Origin of the sequence: Subsaxibacter sp. CAU 1640 (assembly GCF_023156585.1) — a bacterium.
Classification (GTDB): Bacteria; Bacteroidota; Bacteroidia; order Flavobacteriales; family Flavobacteriaceae; genus JBPOFM01.
Genome location: NZ_JALNMI010000003.1, coordinates 51,173 through 74,963, shown reverse-complemented (window position 1 = coordinate 74,963; position 23,791 = coordinate 51,173). Strand labels below are relative to the sequence as shown.

At 36.4% G+C, this 23,791-nt stretch carries 20 protein-coding genes; 7 read left to right on the top strand and 13 right to left on the bottom strand.

Annotation, left to right across the window (positions count from 1 at the left end):
• Positions 1-19 precede the first annotated feature (19 nt).
• Genes M0G43_RS07835 through M0G43_RS07825 form a run of 3 tightly spaced genes read left to right on the top strand, consistent with a single transcriptional unit; the run spans position 20 to position 5,203 of the window.
• Complete coding sequence (locus tag M0G43_RS07835) at positions 20-2,440, top strand: YfhO family protein (RefSeq protein WP_248024885.1); 2,421 nt, start codon at positions 20-22, stop codon at positions 2,438-2,440.
• A gap of 28 nt (positions 2,441-2,468) precedes the next feature.
• Positions 2,469-3,746, top strand: coding sequence for a glycosyltransferase family 4 protein (locus M0G43_RS07830; protein ID WP_248024884.1), 1,278 nt, complete (start codon positions 2,469-2,471; stop codon positions 3,744-3,746).
• Positions 3,746-5,203, top strand: coding sequence for an oligosaccharide flippase family protein (locus tag M0G43_RS07825; protein WP_248024883.1), 1,458 nt, complete (start codon positions 3,746-3,748; stop codon positions 5,201-5,203). Before M0G43_RS07830 ends, M0G43_RS07825 begins: the two co-directional genes overlap by 1 nt.
• A 174-nt stretch (positions 5,204-5,377) precedes the next feature.
• Here M0G43_RS07825 and M0G43_RS07820 read toward each other — a convergent pair whose 3' ends face one another.
• The 6 genes from M0G43_RS07820 to M0G43_RS07795 all read right to left on the bottom strand — a co-directional run bounded on the left by M0G43_RS07820 (position 5,378) and on the right by M0G43_RS07795 (position 11,497).
• A complete protein-coding gene (locus M0G43_RS07820; protein WP_248024882.1) occupies positions 5,378-6,580 on the bottom strand; it encodes a hypothetical protein in 1,203 nt (400 codons plus the stop codon).
• Positions 6,581-6,703: 123 nt separating this feature from the next.
• A complete protein-coding gene (locus tag M0G43_RS07815; protein WP_248024881.1) occupies positions 6,704-6,901 on the bottom strand; it encodes a hypothetical protein in 198 nt (65 codons plus the stop codon).
• 197 nt (positions 6,902-7,098) lie between these two features.
• Positions 7,099-8,775 carry a DUF6035 family protein gene (locus M0G43_RS07810; RefSeq protein ID WP_248024880.1) on the bottom strand — a complete coding sequence of 559 codons (1,677 nt, stop codon included), beginning with the start codon at positions 8,773-8,775 and terminating at the stop codon, positions 7,099-7,101.
• Positions 8,776-8,823: 48 nt separating this feature from the next.
• On the bottom strand, positions 8,824-9,798 hold the full coding sequence (locus M0G43_RS07805) for a hypothetical protein (protein ID WP_248024879.1): 975 nt from the start codon (positions 9,796-9,798) through the stop codon (positions 8,824-8,826).
• 187 nt (positions 9,799-9,985) lie between these two features.
• On the bottom strand, positions 9,986-10,792 hold the full coding sequence (locus M0G43_RS07800) for a hypothetical protein (RefSeq protein ID WP_248024878.1): 807 nt from the start codon (positions 10,790-10,792) through the stop codon (positions 9,986-9,988).
• A gap of 12 nt (positions 10,793-10,804) precedes the next feature.
• Entirely contained in the window at positions 10,805-11,497 is a 693-nt protein-coding gene (locus M0G43_RS07795; protein ID WP_248024876.1) for a hypothetical protein, read from the bottom strand.
• A 944-nt stretch (positions 11,498-12,441) separates the two neighbouring features.
• Here M0G43_RS07795 and M0G43_RS07790 point away from each other — a divergent pair.
• Positions 12,442-13,350: a hypothetical protein gene (locus M0G43_RS07790; RefSeq protein ID WP_248024874.1), complete on the top strand. Its 909-nt coding sequence runs from the start codon at positions 12,442-12,444 to the stop codon at positions 13,348-13,350.
• Between the two features lie 195 nt (positions 13,351-13,545).
• Here M0G43_RS07790 and M0G43_RS07785 read toward each other — a convergent pair whose 3' ends face one another.
• Positions 13,546-14,232, bottom strand: a complete 687-nt coding sequence (locus M0G43_RS07785; protein ID WP_248024873.1) for a hypothetical protein — start codon at positions 14,230-14,232, stop codon at positions 13,546-13,548.
• 235 nt (positions 14,233-14,467) lie between these two features.
• On the opposite strand from M0G43_RS07785, the gene M0G43_RS07780 reads away from it, so the two are divergent.
• Positions 14,468-15,574 (top strand): DUF3667 domain-containing protein, encoded by a 1,107-nt coding sequence (locus M0G43_RS07780; RefSeq protein ID WP_248024872.1) that lies wholly within the window; start codon positions 14,468-14,470, stop codon positions 15,572-15,574.
• 96 nt (positions 15,575-15,670) lie between these two features.
• Here M0G43_RS07780 and uvrA read toward each other — a convergent pair whose 3' ends face one another.
• Positions 15,671-18,454: an excinuclease ABC subunit UvrA gene (gene uvrA, locus M0G43_RS07775; protein WP_248024871.1), complete on the bottom strand. Its 2,784-nt coding sequence runs from the start codon at positions 18,452-18,454 to the stop codon at positions 15,671-15,673.
• 228 nt (positions 18,455-18,682) lie between these two features.
• Between uvrA and M0G43_RS07770 the strand changes: the two genes are divergently transcribed.
• The gene (locus M0G43_RS07770) at positions 18,683-19,267 is read left to right on the top strand and encodes an RNA polymerase sigma factor (RefSeq protein WP_248024870.1); all 585 of its coding nucleotides are present in this window, start codon (positions 18,683-18,685) and stop codon (positions 19,265-19,267) included.
• Positions 19,268-19,561: 294 nt separating this feature from the next.
• On the opposite strand, the gene M0G43_RS07765 is transcribed toward M0G43_RS07770, so the two are convergent.
• Positions 19,562-20,218: an endonuclease III domain-containing protein gene (locus M0G43_RS07765; RefSeq protein WP_248024869.1), complete on the bottom strand. Its 657-nt coding sequence runs from the start codon at positions 20,216-20,218 to the stop codon at positions 19,562-19,564.
• A gap of 36 nt (positions 20,219-20,254) precedes the next feature.
• Between M0G43_RS07765 and bcp the strand changes: the two genes are divergently transcribed.
• Positions 20,255-20,713, top strand: coding sequence for a thioredoxin-dependent thiol peroxidase (gene bcp / locus M0G43_RS07760; RefSeq protein WP_248024868.1), 459 nt, complete (start codon positions 20,255-20,257; stop codon positions 20,711-20,713).
• Positions 20,714-20,799: 86 nt separating this feature from the next.
• Here the strand turns inward: bcp and M0G43_RS07755 are convergent, their stop codons facing one another.
• The 4 genes from M0G43_RS07755 to M0G43_RS07740 form a co-directional block, all read right to left on the bottom strand.
• Positions 20,800-21,615 carry an amidohydrolase family protein gene (locus tag M0G43_RS07755; RefSeq protein WP_248024866.1) on the bottom strand — a complete coding sequence of 272 codons (816 nt, stop codon included), beginning with the start codon at positions 21,613-21,615 and terminating at the stop codon, positions 20,800-20,802.
• A 153-nt stretch (positions 21,616-21,768) separates the two neighbouring features.
• Positions 21,769-22,197: a DUF4268 domain-containing protein gene (locus tag M0G43_RS07750; RefSeq protein WP_248024864.1), complete on the bottom strand. Its 429-nt coding sequence runs from the start codon at positions 22,195-22,197 to the stop codon at positions 21,769-21,771.
• A gap of 126 nt (positions 22,198-22,323) precedes the next feature.
• A complete protein-coding gene (locus tag M0G43_RS07745; protein WP_248024862.1) occupies positions 22,324-22,998 on the bottom strand; it encodes a ZIP family metal transporter in 675 nt (224 codons plus the stop codon).
• A gap of 21 nt (positions 22,999-23,019) precedes the next feature.
• Complete coding sequence (locus tag M0G43_RS07740; protein WP_248024861.1) at positions 23,020-23,751, bottom strand: class I SAM-dependent methyltransferase; 732 nt, start codon at positions 23,749-23,751, stop codon at positions 23,020-23,022.
• Positions 23,752-23,791: the final 40 nt, after the last annotated feature.

Genomic DNA, 23,791 nt, shown 5'->3' with positions numbered 1-23,791 from the left:
AATTTTAGAAACTAACTAAATGCACTTGTCTGTAAAAAAAATTCTTCCACACTTACTGATGGTTATTGGTTTTGTGGTGATTTCTCTGTTATATTTTAGTCCTGTTTTGAGCGGAAAACAGATATTCCAAAGCGATATCAAACACTATATTGGTATGGCAAAACAGCAAAATGATTTCAGGGAAACCACAGGTGAAGAAACCTATTGGACCAATAGTGCCTTTGGAGGTATGCCAACGTACCAATTAGGCGCGCATTACCCACACAATTACATTAAAAAACTCGATTCTGTTCTACGATTTTTACCAAGACCTGCTGATTATCTGTTCCTTTATTTCATCGGATTTTATATTTTATTGTTGTGCTTAAAAGTTGATTTTAAACTGGCGGCTTTGGGTGCATTAGCCTTTGGTTTTTCGACCTATCTCATCATCATTCTTGGCGTTGGACATAACAGCAAAGCACACGCCATCGCTTATATGCCGTTGGTGTTGAGTGGTATCATTCTCACGTTTCGGCAGAAATATATTGCCGGATTTTTACTCACAGCAGTGGCAATGGCTTTGGAAATTGGTGCCAATCATTTTCAGATGACCTATTATTTGATGTTGCTCGTGATGGTTTTGGGCATTGCGTATTTGATTGATGCTTTTAGAAAGAAATTGCTTCCTCATTATTTTAAATCAGTGGGATTATTGGTGCTTGCAGTAGTGTTGTCAATTGGTTTGAACGCCACCAACATTATGGCAACGCAAGAGTATGTCAAGGAAAGCACGCGTGGTCAAAGTGAACTGACTATCAACGCTGACGGAACTCCAAAAGAGGTCACGACAGGTTTAAGCAAAGAATATATTACAGAGTACAGTTATGGTGTTTTAGAGACATTTAATTTGTTCATTCCTCGCTTTTTAGGTGGTGGCAGTTATGAAGATGTCGGCAAAGATTCGGCTATATATAAAGCTTACATTGCTATGGGAGCAACTCCAGTACAAGCAATGCAGGAAGTTAAACAGACGCCGACTTATTGGGGTGACCAAACGATTGTAGAAGCTCCTGCTTACATCGGTGCAGTGATTATTTTTCTATTTGTGCTCGCATTGTTTTTGGTTAAGGGTAGACTCAAATGGTGGCTTGTCGGTGGTACAATTTTATCCTTGTTGTTATCCTATGGAAAAAATCTAGGTTTTCTGACAGACTTTTTCATTGATTTTGTGCCATTATACAACAAGTTTAGAGCAGTTAGTTCTATTCAGGTCATTCTGGAACTTTGTATTCCTGTGCTTGCCATTTTTGGATTGTACAGAATGTTTAATGATTTTGAATCAGAGGAGAAGAAGATGAAGGCTTTAAAATTCTCAACACTTATTGTTGGTGGATTGGCGCTGTTGTTTTTATTGTTTAAGTCTTCTTTTGATTTTGTTGGCGTCAATGATGGATTCTATCGTCAGAATTACGGACCAAATTTTATTGATGCTGTAAAAGAAGATAGAAAGGCATTTTTCACGCAAGATACTTTAAGAAGTCTCATTTTAGTGCTTCTCGCAGCTGGAGCATTGTTTATGCTTTTAAAGAAAAAACTATCGGAAAAGTTGGTTTTAGTCGTTTTTGCGGCTTTGATTTTGTTTGATCTAATCGGTGTCAACAAACGTTATGTCAATAATGACAACTTCATTCCATCTATTCAAGTTAATAAACCTTATCAACCTAATGGTGCCGATTTAGAAATCTTAAAGGATACCACACATTTCAGGGTTTTTGATGTTGTTTCTAGAGAACCAGGTAAAGCGGCCTATTATCATAATTCGTTGTCTGGATACCACGCTGCAAAATTGGGGAGATATGACGAACTTTTTGATTTTCATATCGCAAGAAACAATATGAACGTGCTCAATATGCTGAACACAAAATACATCATTGCAGATGATGATCAAGGCAACATCTTTCCGTATGAAAACACAGATGCGAATGGCAATGCCTGGTTTGTAGGCAAGGTTGAAAAACTGAATTCTGCCAATGAAGAAATCAAAGCATTGGATAGTTTAGATACCAAAGTAAAGGCGATAACTACTCAATCTCTTTCAAATGAAAATTATACTATTGACTCAACTGCAACTATCAATATTTCAGTGTATAAACCAAATTACCTGAAGTATCAATCGAACAATAAAAATGATGGTTTTGCAGTCTTTTCTGAAGTGTATTATGGTCAAGGATGGAAGTCTTTTATTGATGGACAAGAGGCACCTCACTATCGCGTAAATTATATTTTAAGAGGAATGGAAGTTCCAAAAGGTCAACACACCATTGAATTTAAATTTGAACCTGAAGTCATCAAAACAGGAAGCTCAATAGCTTTGGCAAGTTCAGTTGTTTTTGGATTGTTGATACTTGCTGGATTGTTTTTTGAATTCAAAAAGAAAAAGGTTTCTCCTAAAGAATAAATTTCTTCCAACGGAAATACAGTCAAAAATGCCAAAAAAAGTGCTCATCATTACCTATTATTGGCCACCAGCAGGAGGTCCTGGAGTGCAGCGTTGGCTAAAATTTGTGAAGTATCTTCCTGATTTTGATATTCATCCTGTTGTTTATATTCCACAAAATCCCAGTTATCCTATTGTTGATTTAAGCTTGAAGTCAGAGATTCCGAAGGATGTTACTGTCATTAGTCAGAAGATAAAGGAGCCTTACGGATTGGCGAAATTCCTATCAAAGAAGTCTGCAAATGCCATTAGTTCTGGTGTGATTCCGAAGAAAAAAAAGCAAACGCTCATTCAACGGTTGATGCTGTATGTACGGGGCAATTATTTCATTCCAGATGCACGTAAAGCTTGGGTGGCACCTTCGGTGAGCTATTTATCTGATTATATTCAAAAGGAAAATATTGAAACTGTCATCACTACTGGACCTCCACACAGTTTGCACTTGATTGGTATGCGGTTAAAAGCAACCTTAACTATTAAATGGATTGCAGATTTCAGAGATCCTTGGACGACCATCGGTTATCATAAAAAGTTGAAGCTCACAAAATCGTCTGCAACAAAACATAAGAATTTGGAAAAGCAAGTCTTGGAAACTGCTGACACCATCATTGTGACTAGCAACAATACCAAGAAAGAGTTTGTTGAAAAAACGAATCAATCCATCAAAGTTATTACAAACGGCTATGACATAGAGCACTTACCAAAGGCTCACAAAGATGATAAGTTCACCTTGTCGCATATTGGTTCGCTGTTATCAGAACGCAATCCTAAAAATCTTTGGAAGGTATTGGAAGAATTGGTTGCAAGCCATCCTGATTTTGCAGCACATTTTCAATTGAAGTTGATAGGTGTGGTAAGCGAAGATGTTTTGAAAGATATCGACGCACATCAATTAAAAAAGTATATCAACATTGTGGGTTATGTGAGTCACGACGAGGCCTTGATGCAACAAAGACAATCGCAAGTGCTTTTGTTGGTCGAAATTGATTCTGAAGACACCAAAGCCATCATACCTGGGAAGCTATTTGAATATATGGTTTCGGAAACACCTATACTCGCCATTGGTCCTCGAGAAAGTGATGTGGAACATATTATTAAAACCACCAATACAGGGTATTATTTCTATTATGATGCGGCAGAGGAACTGAAATTGCAAATTTTGACGTATTTTGAGGCGTATAAACAGGGCAATTTACAATCGTATCCAATCGGTTTAAAGCCTTACAGCAGAAAAGAACTAACCAAAACACTGTCAGAGCTCATCTAATGGGAATTGTTACCAGCCAATCCTTTAAGAACACGATTACGACCTATCTAGGTTTTGGCATTGGTGCCATCAATACTTTATTTCTTTACACATATTTTATTTCAGATACATATTATGGGCTCGTGGCTTACATTCTTTCAACGGCAAACATAATGATGCCATTGATGGCCTTTGGAGCTCACAATACCTTGGTGAAGTTTTATTCCACATTCAAGACTAAAAATTCTCTTAATAGCTTTCTCACCTTGATGCTCTTTTTGCCTTTGGCACTCATTATTCCTGTTGGGATTGTTGGTGTGTTTTCTTATGATGTCATTGGCGAATTGCTTTCAAAAAAGAATGATATCATTGCAGATTATGTTTGGTACATTTATGCATCAGCGATTGCAATGGCATATTTCGAGCTGTTTTTTGCTTGGTCAAAGACTCAAATGCTTACGGTCTTTGGCAATTTTATGAAGGAAGTTTTTCATAGAGTGGGAGTGATGGTGTTGTTGTTTACGGTCAACTTTGGTTGGATTGACGTTCAGGAGTTTATAGTGGGTGTGGTGCTGGTTTATGTGCTTCGGATGGTTGTGATGATGTTATACGCCTTTAGTGTGCGCTTGCCTGTCTTTAAATTCAACCGTATTGAGAATGTAAGTGCCATCCTTAAGTATTCCTCATTGATTATCATTGCAGGTTCGATTGCCACAGTGATTCTGGATATCGATTCGTTTATGCTTGGTTTTTATATGGATATTGAAAAGGTGGCGTATTACGGCGTTGCCATTTATATTGCGACGGTTATTGCTGTGCCCTCAAGGGCTATGCAGCAGATTCTTCAACCTTTGACTGCCAATTTTCTCAATGCCAAAAATATGGTAGCGCTCAAGGATTTGTACATCCGAAGTTCACAGACCTTATTTGTCATTGGTGGTTTTATCTTCTTGTTGATTGTTTTGAACATCAACCAAATGTACTTATTGATTCCAGAAGAATTTAGCGGTGGTTTGATTGTAGTGTTTTTAGTGAGTATTGCGAAACTGTACGACAATCTTATGGGTTGCAACAATGTGGTACTATTTAACAGTGATTATTATCGAATGGTGCTGGTGTTTGGTGTGATGTTGACCATTCTTGCTGTGATTCTCAACATCCTTTTGATTCCTTTGTATGGCATCAACGGGTCGGCATTAGCGACATTTTTGGCGATTTCTATTTATAATACCATCAAGATTTACTTTGTAAAGCGAAAGTTCAATATGATGCCATTTAATGTAGAGACGGGTAAAGTATTGGTTATTCTTATCGTGAGTGTCGGCATCTTCTACTTTTGGGAGTTTCCGTTTCATCCAATTGTCAACATTGCCCTTAAATCCATCTTACTGACTGTTTTTTATGTGCTTGTGATTCTAAAGCTGAATGTATCCGAAGATATTTCTGTGATGATCAGGAAGTATTTGAAGATTGTTTAATGTTTTTTGAGCAGTGGGCGGTTTGCCGTAGGTTTCTTATGAGGTTTAAATTTGAGTTAGTGATCAAATAGAGATCCCCACTTTCGTGGGGATGTAAAGAAAAGCCCCGCAAGATGCTTTGAGGCATATTAAGAGCGGGACTTTCCAACTAACCAACCAAAAATTTATATATGTTTACAAGTTTCCTCTTCTGGAACTAGAGCGTGCACTTGGTTGTTTGCTTGCTCTAGAAGTGCTACTTCTTTGAGCACTACTTCGTTGTTGTTGCTTTGTATTAGATATACGTGTATTTGAAGCGCTCGGTTTTCCTTTTGGCATAGATTTAACACTTCTCGTATTGTTAGACACAGCTTTGGTGCTACGGGTCACATTAGAACTTGAATTATTTCGAACTCCTTCATTTCTAACGTTGCTTCGCTGTGTATTGCTACGTACATTTCTATCATTAGAAACAGCTCTGCTTCCTTGGTTTACTGAACTGTTTGCTCTTGTAGTATTTCTGCCATTAGAGTTTCTTACGGTTTCAGTAGATCTGGCATTACCTGCAGGGCGTCCTACATTGTCTTGTCTTGTAGTGCTTCTTGTGGTTGCATTACGTGTGTTACGTCCGTTGCCATTAGTAGCAACAGAACTATTGGCTCTAGGCGACGCATCCTGACGATATCTATCGCTGGCTCTATTTGTGGCCACTCCTGTATTACGACGTCCTGATGTAGCTCGTGGTGAGCTGTGATAGGTATATCTTACAGGTGCTCTATAATTATTGACGTAAGGTCTGTAATAGTGATGTCTCACTGGTGTGTAGTACTGGCGGTACGGACGTGCATACACGATGCAGAACGCTGGTGCTGGCACTGCGTAATACACGTGCCAAGGACGGTACACATAGTGGCGGTTATACACATTGATAAACCCAGTGCAGTGCGTAAATGTGCGGTAGCTGTTATAGTGCACATAAAGTCCACCCAAACGTGCTACACGACCATAACTGTTATAGTTGATATCTACATTGCCTATTTGCGTGACACGGCCATAGAAGTCATAATAGATAGGAATGTTCTCTATCTGAATGATGGCACCAAAATCATCGTACTGTACGTACGGATTATAGTCATAGCCTGTGTTGAAACTGAAGGATACATTTGGGGTATTGACAGATACGTTGACGTCTGGCCCATAATTAGGAGCGTAGAAGTCGAACTGACCGTCTGGGAATACAGAAAACTCAATACCACCTTCTGTAAAGATGAAGGAGTTGCCATAGCCTCTGTTGAAAGCATTGGCAGATGAATTATCTTTAAGAGCGTTGGTGGTTTTTGCGTTTACCGTGGTCCCTACAAGGAACACTGCAGTAAAAAATAAAGCTAATTTTTTCATGAGTGCTTGAATTATATTTAACATGTATTGTTAGTATTCAAACAACGTGCCAAAGTTGGTTTTAGTGTCTGTGGTGGGTGTTTGGCCTTTGGCTTTTGGCTGTTAGCTTTTGGGGTTTTGTGTTTATACAGTGCAAGAATATGTTGCAACCAAGCCATAATTTGTTCCAACCGAGCCATATTTTGTTGCAACCGAGCCATAATTTGTTACGACCATGCAAGAATATGTTGCAACCATGCCATATTTTGTTGCAACCATGCCATAATTTGTTGCAACCGAGCCATATTTTGTTGCGACCATGCCATAATTTGTTGCGACCATGAAAGAATATGTTGCAACCATGCAAGAATATGTTGCGACCATGCAAGAATATGTTGCGACCTCGAGAGATTTTGTTACGATCTTGGAAGATTTTGTTTATGAGAAAAGAGCTTGAGGTTAAGAGAAGGGATTACGCTTGAGGCTGAAAGCCGAATTAAGCAAAGCTAAATCTGCCCGATTTGGAATCATGAAATTTTTTAGACACAATAATTTTCATCATGCAATTCTGGATATAGAATTTTAATTAATAAATCACAATCATATTTAGCATGAGGCCTTTCTTTATAAAAAGCGGTTACTTTTTTCCTAAATGTTCCTTTTTTATCTAACTCAATTAATTTATTCCAAATGTTGTAATGTTTAAATGCCAATTCTATATAATCCCAATATTCCTTATATGAATGAACTGCATTGTTTGCAAAGGCAAGCCATTGATTTGATTTATATCCGAATCCTATAATTTCATTTTTTTTTGCACTTTCGATTGTGCATATTAAATTACGATGTTCAAATAATTTATCTATCAGATGTCTGTTGTTAAGTTTGTTAGATAAATAATGAAGTAATATTTCGGATTGCTTTTCCTTCTTTATTGGATACCATTCTTGAAGTATTTCCTCGTCTAATTTGGTGAAAATATAACCTCTTTTAAGTATTAGTCTTGTTAAATATTTTCCATATTCCAATTCTTTATTATTAAATATGGTTTGAAAAAGACTTTTCTGTTTTTTAGATTTTTTATTAACGTCAAATTCAATTGAGTGACAATTAAGCATAAATTCCAAAAATGCATAATTATTTTTTTTTGCAATTGAAAACCATTTGTGAATTTTAGGTTCATTTTCTTCGTCTTCAAATGCTTTTGATTCATTAAGTATTTTTAACTCATATTCATCCAGTTCTGAAATCTTGTTTTTTACAGGGTTGAAATTAAGAGCTTTAGTTTTCCATAAATTTCTTAAATCTTCAATTATTTCTTGTGTTTTTTCTAATGCGTCATTTAACTTTCTTGCTTTAATTCTTTCTTTTTCTAATTTCTTACTTTTCTCAATTTTGATAAATCTTTCTTTTTCTTTTTGATCAAGTTTCTTTTTATAGTCGAAAAAATATGCTTGATATAGTTCATTGTCGAATTTCAATTGAGTAAGACCGATTGATTTCTCGATCCATTTAGTTAGTAATATATTTTCATTAACTAAAAAAGGATATTTATAGGTACACACAAGTCTAAAATCATTTGTGTCCTCGTCCAACTTGAAGAAGTTTTGATATTCGGTCAAATACTTTATATCTCTTTCGGTTTGATTTTGACCTTGTACGTCAAAATTATCCAATATCCATATCAGATAAATTCCATTACGTTTATAAAACTCGTAACGACTAATTATATATCTTAAAGATAAATCTGAAAGTTGGATTTCAAAAACTATTTTTTTGTCTTGATAAATACAAAAAACATCTGGTTTACGTTTGTGTTTTTCATCAATAATATATCTATCATCTAAATTAATTGATGAAATGTCATTTACTTTTGAAAGGGTTCGAGCAATTTTGTTTTTTAACTCCTTATGTCTATTACTTTCTTTTGACTTATAAATTCGAATTAATTCATCTGTTTCTTTTGGCAACAGTTTTGAGTCTTTTAAAAGACAATATTCAGCATTTGGCTGATGTTTAAAATGAAGCCTATCATATTTACTTGTGGAAACATTTAGCTTTTGTGAACATTCGCAGCAATATAATTCAACTTCGTCTTTATGAAATTGCTTCCGAATTTCAAATGCACTTTCATAAGTTTCAAAAACTTCATTAGCCTCAAGAATCATTCCTGATATTTTATCAAACGCAACCTTTATTGTCCTTTCAAATGACATATTTTGGATGAAAAATTTTTATTGTATAAAGATTATTAATTATCCATTTTATGGAAGATTGGTTACTAATCCTGTTTGATATCCATCTTCAGGCTTAAAAAAATTGAATGAAACTATTTCTGAATTTAGTTTTTGATTTGGTGACCAAAATTCAAATGCTTTACCATGTATCCCATAATTAATAGAAATAACATCGATGTTATTTTTGTGTATAATTTCATTTACATATTTATCATTTTGAATTTCCGTATGTATGTGTTGAGTATTATAAGTTGGTTGAAAAAAATGTATTAGAAATCTTTCAACAAGATTTATTTTACTTTTATATTCTTTAGAGTTACCGTGCTTGCTTAACCAAGTTTGACTTACTTTTCCTAACAAATCAGCATATTTTTTATGGCCTCCATAACCATACTTGAAAGTCAAGAAATAAATACGAAGATCTTCCGAATCTGATAATTCAGAAACTGCTTTGTGTAGAGTTTTATGTGAAGAAATTCTATCTATCATTCTAAAAGATTGACCTATATAAACAATCTCTGGACGATTATCAAATTTGATATCATCAATTATTTCTGAAGCACTTTCAATGTTTTCGGGTGTCATCCAAAACTCAAAGACTTGCCCCGTTTTGGCTTTTTGAAAAAAATGCAATTTCTCATTAGAAGATCTTTCATTATCTAACTCACAACTCCAAAAATCATCTTCATCGGAAAGCATGTCTTCAAAATTTTCACGAGTCTTGTAAACTGATTTAAAAATAGGTGCCGTGTCAAAAAATGATACGGTGAGTTCTTTTGTTAAGTTGTCATCAAATACAACCGTGGTGGTTAATTGTCTTTTGTTTTTCACAAAAGTATTTGTCAAATCAAATCGCAGTTTTTTGACTTTTGCAAAAGCATAAATATTAGAAAACTTGAATTGATTTGATTCTTTTAGAGGTACTATAAATTGATCAAAAAAAAGAAGTTTATATGGACAAATTGCTGCAGTTTGTATCTCATAAAATATAAATTGTCTCATAGTCAAATATGCTGGGAAAAGTCAGTTTTTTATGTTTATTTCACTCAATGGATAATGTTCCATCTTCACCGATGCTATCAATGTAATTATAAACAGTAGGATTTACCCTTAACCGATGTTTAAATAGGACTTTCTGATTTCATTTATTTTAACAAATTAGACATACCGTTTTCTTAAGATTTATACTTTATTTGAATGATTTTTTGATATATTTTGATTGATTTACCAAGAAATGATTCTTAACTTTTTGGATTGTTTCTTTTTTAGCGTGCGGATTAAAATAACCTGTTTCAAAACATGAATATTTGCGTGAGACGGTCTCTAACCAAATTGATTTATCAGGCTTTTGAGTTATCCCTAAACATATTAATGCAGCATATTTTGGGATATCATTTGAAATCAATCGTTGAATTTGTTTTTCGACCGAAAACCCTTGAAAACCATCAAATTTAATTTTGACTAAATAATCTTCAAATTTTTTTCCTTTCTCAAATTTTACATTATCTCCGACCGGTAAAGTGCAAAAATCAATTATCCCTTTTTCATTGTCATTCAACGGTTCTGTTAGTGATAGATGCATGAGACCTACAAATGGAAAACCATCATTGATCAAGCCTTTTAATTGAGTAACGCCTAGAGAATTTGAATTTTTTAAAGGTTTTTTTCTAGTAGGCCTAACAATTTTAACCTCTAATACACCCGTTCTTTCAAAATGAATGTTCGAGTCTGAAAATGGTATTACGACAACATCAAAATCTCCTGGTTTACTATCTTTTTCAAAATCATATTCTTGTCGCAATATATTAGTAGCAATGTATAATCCTTTAATTTCAAAATATTCTTCTAATTCTAAATCAGGAGTTACAAAATGAGTTAGGTGTCTTAAATCTAATTTTTTCGATTTATCGCGCCAATCAATTATTAAATCAATAGCCTCATTTTCTGATAGCTCAAGATTATCTCTATTAAATAATTCTTGATAATTTCCTGACATTATAAAGGTTAGTTAAAGACTATAAACATACCATTTACCCATTCTATTAATTAAATTTATTTTAATCAACCTGTCAGAGTTTGGACCTGTGGCAATTTCCACAATCGCTTCATTATCTTCAAGTATTGGGTTTCCAATAATTCTGCCATTCTGAAAGGTTTCTATATATCTCTGTTGTGAACCCGCTTCATGTATTTCTAACAAGCACAGAGATCTGGATTCATTGTCGCCTTCGCCATAAGGGTCACACAAATGTCTCATCTTACTGAAATCTTTGTTTTGAGCCATTTCAAATAGATAATTTACTAATTGTTTTGGACTATCTTGAAAATCATATGTTTGAGTTAAATTAAGCTCTGAAATTTCATTTTCTATTTTAGAAATAACTGTTTCTAAAAAGTATATTCTTTTATTCTGTTCGGAAAGTTCTTTGTCTTTTGTAGAGCTAGAACGTCCTAATTTAAACTCATTAATTTCATCAAGCTTTTTGTTTTCTTGCTCCATTATTTTGTTTAATCTTTCCAACTCCTTGGTTAATTCCATTTTCATCTTTGACTTTCCCACCTCAATCTTTTCCAAATGAATCCTTTCGATTTCTTTATTGTGTTCAGTCTGTAGTTGTTCCAGTTTAATTTCTTCTTTAGTCTTACCACAGGATAAAATTAGAATTGATAGACACGTAATAGTTATGATACGGAATCTCATGAATTTTGTTTTAAAGGTTTAATATTAAGAATTTGATTTATGAGATGCTGAAATAAATTCAGCATGCCAAAGAGATTTGGAGTGTTTGTAAATGTAGGGATATTTCTGATAATGTGAATGTGGAAAACCGTAAAGGGACAAATTATCTATATTATATTAATTTTGATACCTTTATGAATTCGGTGGCATTGACAATCCGTAACAAAGTTAATCACCGAGTGCACCAAAGTGTAGTTCCTAACGGACTGAATCCGTCAAGGCAATGGCTTTGGTGTTTTATTTATGCTCTTTGGAGTAACCTGCTTTTAAGATTTTCCGCTTTGTATATTCCTATTTAAAAAACCCTACCAAATTAATGTTAGGGTTTTATGGACTGACCGTAAAAAATAACGCTCTTTAAAGACGGTTGCGCTACCATTCATCCACAGGGTTGGCCCAACCTCACTGACTTATTACGGCTTGTGGTAAAGATAAGTTTTTATGTTAAAGAAAGTATCTATCACTAATTATTTTCAAAATTTTTTCAAAATATTTTTCTATCATCAAAATGTCAAGATTTGTGAGCAGTGGCGCGGTGTTGCGATAAGTGGTTGTATTACAGTTTCTTCTTATTTTTGAATGTTTTTTATCGGATTTTATTGCGCTTTGTCGGATGTATTGAAATATTTTGTAGTATTGCATTGTGTAACTGATGCTATATCAGTGACATGATAGTCAAATGGCTACAAGCTGCTAAATGATCAGTAGCTCGCTCAAGGGACAAATGACTTCGAGTTCCGATTTATGTAGAGTGATTTTCAATTTTATTTTTTATTGAGTGATGGACACGGTTGTCCATAGTCCCGTAGGGATTCAATAAATAATGCCGATAGTTACACTATATGTGTATGTGATGTAAGTGCATTATGGGTAACGTTTTATTTATTAATTTATTCCAAATCAATATGGTCGACAATCCATATCCTACTAACGGTGCAGTGCTTAATGGCTCTGTACCACACAACGGGCAGAATGCCGTTGTGAAACAGGCTCCTGTAGCACCGGCTACAGTTGAACCAAACGTGAATGTTCAATCTCAAAAAGTTGCTGCTGCCAAACAGGAAGCGGATGTACCTAAAGCGAAAAAGAAAGGCCGTACCGAGGAGACTGGGCATGGTATCAATCTACGAAACTTTGGGCGTATCTCTAACGCTGTTGATGCGCAAGGAGACGACTACATTAACACCAACCCATTGCTAGACCCGGATGCTTTGCACGACGTTTATGACGCCGCTACACAGTCTATCTCTACATTGTCTAACAAACAAGCGTTGCTGGATGTAGCTGTTGAAGCGCAGGTGAGTGAGTATGCTGATTTGAAAACAACTTGTACGCAAGCGGTGAGATTTTTTACAACTTGTGGTGTGTCTGCAATGGCCATCGCACAATTAAAGAACTTGAACGCTGTGATACAAGGGTATCGTGTTATTAAAGCGAAAGCTGATGATTTAGACCTTAATAGTGTGAGCCACCAAAGTTATGCCCAGTTGGCTATTTACTTTGAAGCGTTTATACAGTTTTTAGAACAGCAAACCGCTTACACTCCTGGTGCGATAAAATTGAAACCAAATGCTTTGAGAGACAAGCATACACGAATGGTAGATAAATATCGTGCTGTGGAGATGATGCGTACCGAAACTAGAAATGCACGTATAGCGCGTGATGTGATTATGTATAAGGATATCACAGGATTAGTGGATAGGGCTTACGCGGTGAAGAATGTGTTTTTATCATTATTCGGTAGTAGAAGTTTTCAGTATAAAGAAATCAGTGGTTTATCATTTAGAAAATGCCCTAACCATAAATATCTTTAATGGCTGTTAGCTTTTAGACTTGTTGGAGAGTTGGACTGATCAGGCTTTCGGACAAGTAGTGTTGATATTCAGAAAAAACCACTTCTTATTTAATAGGAGGTGGTTTTTTGGTTTTATTACTTCAACATAAAAATTGAAAAACCCCAAAGCCTTGGGGAAGGACTTCAGGGTTTTCGGTTCAACAATAAGTAGATGTTATCTCTTTATTTTCTTTTGTTTCTTTACTTTATCTCCTTGACGGTAGTAGTAATAGTCATCAGCATCATCAAAACCACCATAGTTGTTATAACTGTTGCCATAGTTTTGACCTAACTGTATGTTATACTGGCTATTGCTGTGGTTCACCATACCAGCGCTGTGCATAATTTCGCCCCAGCTGTTATAAGTGATTCGCAAGCCACCCACTTGGGTAAGCATACCGCCACGGTTATAGCTCATATATACAGAGCCCACACGTTTTACACGGCCTACGCTATCATAGTTGATAAACACGTTACCGATACGTCTTACCTTACCATCAAAGTCGTGTTGTATCAGCACGCCACCATAGCTAGGTGTGTAGTAATTGCTTCTGCTTACGGTACCAGGCGCACCTTGTGTGGTGTTGACACCGCCACGTACAGCGCTGTTGCCTCTGTAATAGTAATAGCTATCATCATTGTACGAGTTTGCAGAATTGCCGGCATTGGTATTGAAATCAAAACTTCCGTCAGGAAAGATTAGGAATTCAACACCGCGCTCCATAAACAAGATAGGTTCTGCATAGTGATAGCGTGTTGAATAATTGAAATCTTCACCTTGTGGTGCAACGTTGGTTTTTGTTGCGTTAGCAGATGTTAATCCCATTAACACCATTGCTGTAAAAAGTACTGTTGTTTTCATAATTAAAGGATTTAAGATTGTGCCTACTCTGGTTAAAAGCTTTTCGGCTTACGCTATACTACTATGAGTATCCAATATGCGTGCCAAAAATGTAAATGCCTCAAAGTGAGAAGGTAGAAGTGTGATGTTGGCGCCTGTGTAGCAATTAGTTATTCAATTTGAAAGAATTTTGTAGGCGATTCTAACTATTGATGATTTTTAGTACATTTATATCTTCAATCACTGACCAACCGCTATGCGAAAGCCAACCATCGAATGTTCCAATTGCAATCAGCGCTTTGAGGCACACTATCCGTACTGTCCGTATTGTGGACAGCAGGCAGAAGACAAGCTGACGCTGGGCGTACTGTTTCATAATACCATTGCCAACTACTTTTCTGTAGACGCCAGATTTTTCAAAAGCTTTATTCCGTTGATGACGAAGCCAGGCTATTTGCCGAAACGTTTTGTGAGTGGTCAGCGCTTGTTATATCTACATCCTGCACAGATGTATCTGTTTATTTCGGTGGTGTTTTTCTTTCTGTTGTCATTCATTTCGAGGCAACAGGCGCAAAGTATTGACACAGGCTTAAAAGAGCAGTTTGATAAAGTAGAGGCTGTTAGGGATTCCATTCAAGAGCGTGAGCAAGACTCGTTGAAGCATCTGCAAGATTCTATTATAGATGCAAATATAACAAGTCCTTTAAAGAAGAATCAGAAGCAGTTGGGGCTTACAGATGAACAAATAATGCAAGTGGATTCCTCGTTGGTTGAAGCCAAAAAAAAACAAGATAGAGGAATGAACAGTTCGATCGCTGGATTGAATTTTAATCAAACAGAAATAGACTCACTTTTAGAAACTGGTGCTACCGATGATGATATCTTGAAGCATATTGGTATGGAGGATGATGCAGGAGCTATTAAAAAGCGCTTTTACCGTCAGGCATTGAAGTTTTACAAAAACAAAAGCGGTGGTTCTATCTTACAGGCTTTTTACAGCAGTATACCGATTGCAATGTTTATTCTGTTGCCAATATTTGCATTGATATTGAAGATCTTTTATTTCAACAAAGGCCGATTTGCCTACCATTTGGTGTTTACGTTTTACTTCTTTTCGTTTTTGTTTACGGTGTTTTCTCTGTTGGTTGCCTTATCCTTACTGTGGGATGAATTTCCCTCTTGGATCATTGCAATTACGATGCTATCCACCTTCTTTTATTTGTTGATAGGTGTCAAAAACTTCTATCAGCAAGGTATCTTTTTGAGTTTTATAAAGAGTAGCGTGATTTCGTTTTTGTTTCTGTCGTTTGTCATTCCATCTGCAGCCGTAATTGTGGGGATCATGGCGTTTTTGTTTTATTAGCTGTTAGCCTTTAGCTTTTAGATTGTATCTCACAAAGACGCAAAGGTTAAAGATCAAGAATGGATGCTTATTGCATTAAGCATATCGCTTAAAGCTTTACAGCTTTTCCTTCAAATATTTCCCAGTAACAGAGTTCTTGTTTTTTACCAGTTCTTCTGGTGTGCCGCTTGCTACCAGGTGTCCGCCACGTTCACCACCTTCAGGACCTAAATCGATGATATAATCGGCGCATTTGATTAGGTCGAGGTTATGTTCAATCACGATAATTGAATGACCTTGTTCTATCAAGGCTTGAAAGGATTTCAATAACTTTTGGATATCGTGAAAATGTAAACCAGTGGTAGGCTCATCAAAAATGAACAAGGCATTATCACTTTTTGAACCTTTCCCAAGAAACGTTGCCAACTTGATACGCTGCGCTTCACCACCAGAAAGGGTAGAAGAGCTTTGTCCAAGCGTGACGTAACCCAAACCAACATCTTGCAAAGGCTGCAATTTTGATTGAATTTTCGATTGATTGTGCTTGTCGAAGAACGCCACAGCATCATCAATGGTCATATTGAGAACGTCGTCAATGTTTTTATCCTCAAAAGTAACCTCAAGGATTTCTTTTTTGAAACGTTTGCCGTTACAGGTTTCGCACACCAAATGCACATCTGCCATAAACTGCATTTCAATGGTGACTTCACCATCACCTTTACAAGTTTCGCAGCGCCCCCCATCGACGTTGAAAGAGAAATGTTTTGCTTGATAATTCCGAATCTTGCTCAACTTCTGATTAGCAAACAATGCACGAATATCATCGTAAGCTTTGATATACGTCACCGGATTGGAACGCGATGAGCGACCAATTGGATTTTGATCAACAAACTCAATCTGTTGAATGTTTTTGTAATTGCCCTTAATTTCAGAAAACTGTCCAGCCTTATCACTAAAACCAGTTAAGTGCTTTTGAATGGAAGGATAGAGGATTTTCTTTACTAGAGTACTCTTCCCACTACCGGAAACACCTGTCACGACCGTCAACATTTCCAAAGGAAAAGTGACATCAACGTTTTTAAGATTGTGTTCGCGTGCGCCAACAATCTCTATTTGATATTTGGAAGTGCGACGTTTTTTAGGAACTGTGATTTCCATCTCTCCGTTGAGATATTTGGCTGTTAAGGTATCTGCTTTTAAGATGTCTTCATAAGTTCCAGCAGCCACGACTTCACCACCAAACGTTCCAGCTTCTGGACCAATATCAATGATTTCATCGGCAGCCTTCATAATATCTTCGTCGTGTTCTACCACAATCACCGTATTACCCAAATCGCGCAAAGCTTTCAAGACTACAATCAGCTTTTCAGTGTCTTTAGGATGCAAGCCAATACTTGGTTCATCCAAGATATACATTGAGCCCACCAAACTACTACCCAATGATGTAGCAAGATTGATACGCTGACTCTCACCGCCTGATAAGGTATTCGACTTTCTATTCAGTGTTAAATAATCCAAACCAACATTTGACAAGAAACTCAAACGATTGGTAATTTCTTTAAGTAAACGCTCTGAAATCTTTGTATCGTGGTCGCTTAATTCCAACTGATTGAAGAATGCTGTTAATTTATCCAATGGCATTCCCACCAAATCGGTGATGGTCGCATTACCAACTTTCACATAATTGGCTTCAGGTCGAAGACGTTTTCCGTGGCATTTGTTGCACTTTGTTTTACCTCTGTAACGCGACAGCATTACGCGGTTTTGAATTTTATATGCCTTTGCTTCCAATTCCGCAAAGAACGAATCCAAACCTTCAAAATACTTATTACCATCCCAAACCAATTGCTTTTGAGCGTCAGTTAACTGAAAATAGGGTTTGTGTATAGGGAAATCAAATTTATGAGAGTTGTTCACCAATTGGTCACGATACCAACTCATACTTTCGCCGCGCCAAGGAAAAATGGCATTTTCATAGACAGACAAGGCTGTGTTAGGAATTACCAAATCTTCATCAATCCCAATCACATCACCATAACCTTCACATTTAGGGCACGCACCATAAGGATTGTTGAAGCTGAACAAATGAACATTCGGCTCCATAAAGGTCATTCCGTCCAACTCAAATCGGTTATTGAAAACCGTCTGCTTGTTATCAGACAATGATTCTATGATTGTGGTGCCTTTTCCTTCGAAAAAGGAGATTTCAATAGCATCTGCCAATCGGTTGTAGAAATCTTCTTCGTGTTTCACCACAATTCGATCCACCACCAAAAAGACGTCTTTCTTAAAGGTTTTATCGAACGTATCTTCAATACGAAAAACCTCATTTTCATACTGCACACGTGCATAACCCTGCTGTTGCAGTACCTTTAGTTTATCTTCCATACTGCGTCCTTCTTCCAAAGTAATAGGAGCGAGGAGCAACAGTTTTTCACCTTCATCAAACGATTTTACCAAATCCAATACATCTGCGGTGGTATGCTTTTTAACCAAATCGCCCGAAATAGGCGAGTAGGTTTTACCAATCCTTGCGAACAGTAATTTCAGATAATCATAAATTTCAGTGGATGTACCAACGGTAGAACGCGGATTGGTTGAATTTACCTTTTGTTCAATAGCAATAGCAGGTGCGATGCCTTTGATGTAGTCTACTTTCGGTTTATTGAGCCGACCCAAAAACTGACGTGCGTAACTCGACAAACTCTCCACGTAGCGTCTTTGGCCTTCGGCATAGAGCGTATCAAACGATAAACTCGACTTTCCAGAGCCAGATAATCCCGTTATGACCACCAATTTGTTGCGCGGAATCACCACGTCCATATTTTTTAGGTTGTGCAGATTGGCGCCTTTGATGATGATATTTTCTTTAGGATTTACGTCTGAAAGCTTACTAAACATAGGGTTTCTAGATTCTGAATTTGCAAAGATACGTTATCTAAATCAGCCTTGAAAAAAAGTTATTGTGCAATAAAATGTTAAAGTTTAGTCCGAAACTTTGCATTTTAGGAATGATTGTTGTTATATTTGAATCATAATCGTTTAAAATACAGTTGCCTATATCATAAGATTACTTTTACAATAACCCCAAGCGTAGAGAGCCATCTCTATGTACTAAAAGTAATGATTATGAGACACGAACTTATCACAGACGCTGCCTTGGTCAGCAATTATCTGAAAGGCGACGAGAGCGCGCTCTCCGTTTTAATCCACAGACACCAACAAAAAATCTATAGTTTTATTTATTCTAAAGTGTATGATAGAGATATCACTGAAGATATTTTTCAGGACACCTTTATTAAAGTTATCAGGACGCTTAAACTTGGTAAGTATAATGAAGAGGGAAAATTTCTACCTTGGGTGATGCGTATTGCGCACAACCTCATCATCGACCACTTTAGAAAGAACAGCAGAATGCCGAAGTTTGACAACAGTGGTGAATTCAGCATCTTTTCGGTATTGAGCGATTCTTCTTTAGATGCCGAAAAAACCATTATCAAAGAGCAGATAGAATGCGATTTGAGACGTTTGATTGACGAACTGCCAGACGACCAAAAAGATGTGTTGATGATGCGTATGTATCAAGATATGAGCTTTAAGGAAATCTCTGATAAAACAGGCGTCAGCATCAATACAGCGTTGGGAAGAATGCGTTATGCATTGATCAACTTAAGAAAGGTGATCGACCAAAAAAATATAATTTTAACAAATTGATATAATAAAGTAAAGTTAGTTGCGTTATTAGGAATAGTATCAACTAAAAATTCCAAAATGGCAAAACTTTACTCTGAAAAAAAAATCACGGAAACCCAAATCAATTTGAACCCAAAAGAGGAGACTGTTTCTTTTCTTTTGAATTACTCTAAGGCTTTAAGTGTTATACATTGTAATAATTTGAAGTTTGAAGCACTTCAGAACTAAACTTTGAAAGTCCCGATAATTAGCTCATCGGGACTTTTTTCTTGTTCCCACGAAGGTGGGAATCTTTGTTGAAAACAAATAATCTAATTACTTCTTTTTAGAATAATAATCATTCAAAACCGATTTTCTACCAATGGTTTTGGTAATGACATCTTTTTCCATATTCCAACCTCTTGCTGGCGAATAATCGCGCCCATACCAAATGATCTGCAAGTGCAAATCATTCCAGAGTTCTTCAGGAAACAAACGTTTCGCATCGCGTTCCGTTTGTACCACATTTTTACCATTGCTAAAACCCCAACGATACATCAATCTATGAATATGTGTATCTACCGGAAAGGCAGGAATTCCAAATGCTTGCGAAAGGACCACAGCCGCCGTTTTATGACCTACGGCAGGTAAGGCTTCTAATTCTTCATAGGTCTGTGGAACTTCACCATTGTGTTTATCAATCAATATTTGAGACAATCCGTGGATGCCTTTACTCTTCATAGGCGACAGTCCAACGGGTTTGATAATCGCTCTTATTTCATCAACGGTCAATTTCACCATATCATAAGGATTGTCAGCTCGTGCAAACAATAATGGTGTAATTTGATTGACCCTCACATCTGTACTTTGTGCCGACATCAGTACAGCAATCAATAATGTATATGGATCTTTATGCTCTAAAGGCACGGGAATGGTAGGATAGAGGCTATTTAACGTAGTTATAACAAAATCAACTTTTTCTTGTTTGGTCATAGTTGTATTTTTACAAAAATTCAAAATTAAGATATTATGACGACTTTAAAAGTAGGAGACAAGGCACCAAATTTTTCACAGTTAGACGAACAAGGAAACACCATTTCGTTAAGCGATTACAAAGGGAAAAAACTAGTGGTGTTCTTTTATCCTGCCGCCAGCACGCCTACTTGTACGGTGGAAGCTTGCAATCTTCGCGACCATTATAAAGAGCTTAAAGATAAAGGCTACGAAATACTAGGCGTGAGTGCAGATACACAAAAAAAGCAATCCAATTTCAAAAAGAAACACGATTTTCCTTATCCATTATTGGCAGATGTAGACAAATCGGTCATCAAGGCTTTCGGTGTTTGGGGTGAAAAGAAATTTATGGGTAGAACCTTTGATGGCATCCATCGTACCACGTTTGTGATTGATGAAAAAGGCGTGATTGAAAAAGTCATCGAAAAGGTGAAATCAAAAGTACACGCATCGCAGATATTGGAAGATGCTTAAATGTATCGTCTTTATGTATGGGATTACTTTTTAACTCTAAATAAACTTTTTGGACTTATCAATATTTATTCTATAAAATAGAATGATTATAAATGAAGTTTTCCCACATCTATCTTAAACAACTCCGCAGCATTTTTCCATAAAATGAGTTCCTTTTTATCCAATGGCAACTCCAGATGTTTCATAAACTTTAAATAGGAATCCATATTGCAGATAGGCCAGTCAGTGCCATACAGCAAATATTTAGGGTCGCCAGCATAGGTAATCATCTCTTCAATCTCGCTCTTCATATAGCGTTCAAACTTATCATTGAAATCACCCAAAGTTAGCCCAGAAATATCAGCATACACATTGTCATTTTTATAAACTACTTCCATACAATCCTTAATCCAAGGATTACCCACATGGCAAATCACAATCTTAAGCTCTGGATAATCCACTGCCAGATCATCATGATGGATGGGATGAGAATATTTCACCTTCCCGCGAGGTGCATAGGTATCTCCAGAGTGGAACATCACAGGCACATCATAGGCAATGGCCATATCGTACCACACTTTTAAACGTTCATTATTGGGATAAAAAGGTTCATAGCCTGGATAGAATTTTAAACCTTTTACCAATCCATCATCAAGAAACTCACTGATTTCGCGAAGATCACGATGGTTATGATGCAAATAACTCACACCAGCCACCACGCCTAGATTTTTTCGGTCAGCAATCGCCTCAACTACGCGTTTGGTACTTGGTCGGTGTTCATTTACCTTGTAACTCGATAGTACCAATGAGTAATCAATTTGATTCTCTTCCATAGTTTTTACCAATAGGTCTAACGATTCGTTAATGCTCGTTACGCGTTCTTCGTGATAATTATTGATGTGGGTATGTACGTCGATGATCATTGAGATATTTGATTTTAGATTTTGGAATTGAGCTTTAAGACTCAAAAGAGCAATAAAGTTAGCAAACAGCAGAAAATCACTTATACCAAATGGAAAATATTTTAACAATATCAAAAAAGAAAGAAGATGGAATATCTATATACAGTAAAAAGATTAGGCCTCAAGAATATCCTTGTAGTCTTCAAAGAAATCCTCAAATAGAGCCATCGTTTCGTTGAAAAACACCATCACTTCGCGCCAAGTATTTTTATTATGAATGGATACTTTTTCTTCTAGTTGCACATAGATGCGTGAAATCTCCTTGCCGTTTTCCAGATAGTATTCTTCTTCAAAAATGGCTTCAGGCAAAAATTCTTCCTTTAATATGGATTTTAAAGATTGCAGTTTTTCCCAATAATTGATGCGATTTTCCAGATCATCTTCAAGGTCCAGAGCCACAAGCGCGGTCTTGGTGTCAAAGTGAAATTTAAAAGATAAGCCTTTGATTTTGGTGTCATACAAAATCCATTTCCTCGGAAAGGATTTCCCAAAACTGATCCAAAATTCTTCTCGTAATTGACGGCTTTCTTCTTTTGAAAACATATTAACTTCCTGCGGAAGCAGGAATCTCTTGATTTAAATAGAATTAAATATAATTCCTGATTTATAAATAATTATCAACCTGATACTATCTGCCTACTGCCACTGCCAACTGAATACTGTCAAAGGTCATATCAAATAAGCCACTACAACCCCTAATACAATGACCACTAACTTCGACAGATTGAACTTGTGGCCTTCGCTGCTTTCAAACAATATGATGGTTGAGATATGGAAAAAGATACCAATTACGATGGCATTGATATAATAAACATAACTCTCCACCAATTCCACGGTATTGGAAATTAAGGTTCCAAGTGGTGTCATAGAGGCAAACACTACTAAAAATAAGGCAATTTGCATTTTAGAAAAATTCGACTGCAATAGAAAAGAAGTGATCAAAGCTGCAATAGGTATTTTATGTATCAAGACGCCATAGACCATATCATTGTGCTGATGAATGGGAAAACCTTCCAAAAAACTATGGATGCACAAACTGATGAACAGTGCCCACGGGAAGGCTGTAGCGTGTTTATGAATATGGATGTGACCGTGTTCGGCACCTTTTGAAAAAAACTCCAACAGAATCTGAAGAAGGATACCGCTCATAATGAATAAGCCTGTCTGCTTTCCTTCAAGGTGTTCATAAACTTCCGGTAACAAATCAAAAAGTGTCAATGCCAATAAAAATGCGCCACTGAAAGAGAGTAGGAGCTTCGTAGAAAATGATTTGGTTTGCTTAAATACAAAAGCCAATACAACTCCAGTAATAACGGCAAGGATAGGTAATAGGTAGTTAGTCATGTTGCTAAAATAACAATTTTCCTATTTAAAAATCATAACCAAACGTTCGGAAAAACTGTTGTGGAATTTTCGCAGTTTATAATCACCGAAAACATCCAGCAGATATACACCTGCTTCCTCAAACAGTGCTTCAAAATCATTCAATGTGAAAGCCTTCACACGTTCTTGATAAAAATGATGCATACCATCAGCATCAAATTCAATGTCTTTGATGATATGTCCATCTTTCACGTAACGCTTTTGATGAAATTCAATGCCTTCAATCACTTTGACATCTTCAGCAACCAAATTCTCGATGACATAATCGGTGTTCATAAAATCAATCACTCCAAAACCTGCTTCGTTCAAATCTTCCTTAATAGCTTTGATGGTACTTAAATTATCTTCCTCCTTATCAAAATACCCAAAACTGGTAAACAGATTGAAAACAGCATCAAACTTCTGATGGAACGGTTTGCACATATCGTGTACCTTAAAATGAAGCGTTTCGTTTTCAAATTGCTTGGCGTATGCAATGCTATTGGCAGATAAATCTACTCCTGTCACGTCATAGCCCAAAGAATTCAAATACACCGAATGACGACCTTTACCACACGCTAAATCTAAAATCTTGCCTTGCGCAGGGAGATTGAGATAGTTGGTAAGGTTGTCCATAAATTGATGAGCCTCCGCGTGGTCTCTATCCTTGTACAAAATGTGGTAATAAGGTGTATCAAACCAAGAAGCGTACCATTGTGTTGTGTCTTTATTCATCGAATCATTCGTCTGCCTGCAAAAATACTTTATTTTTGCA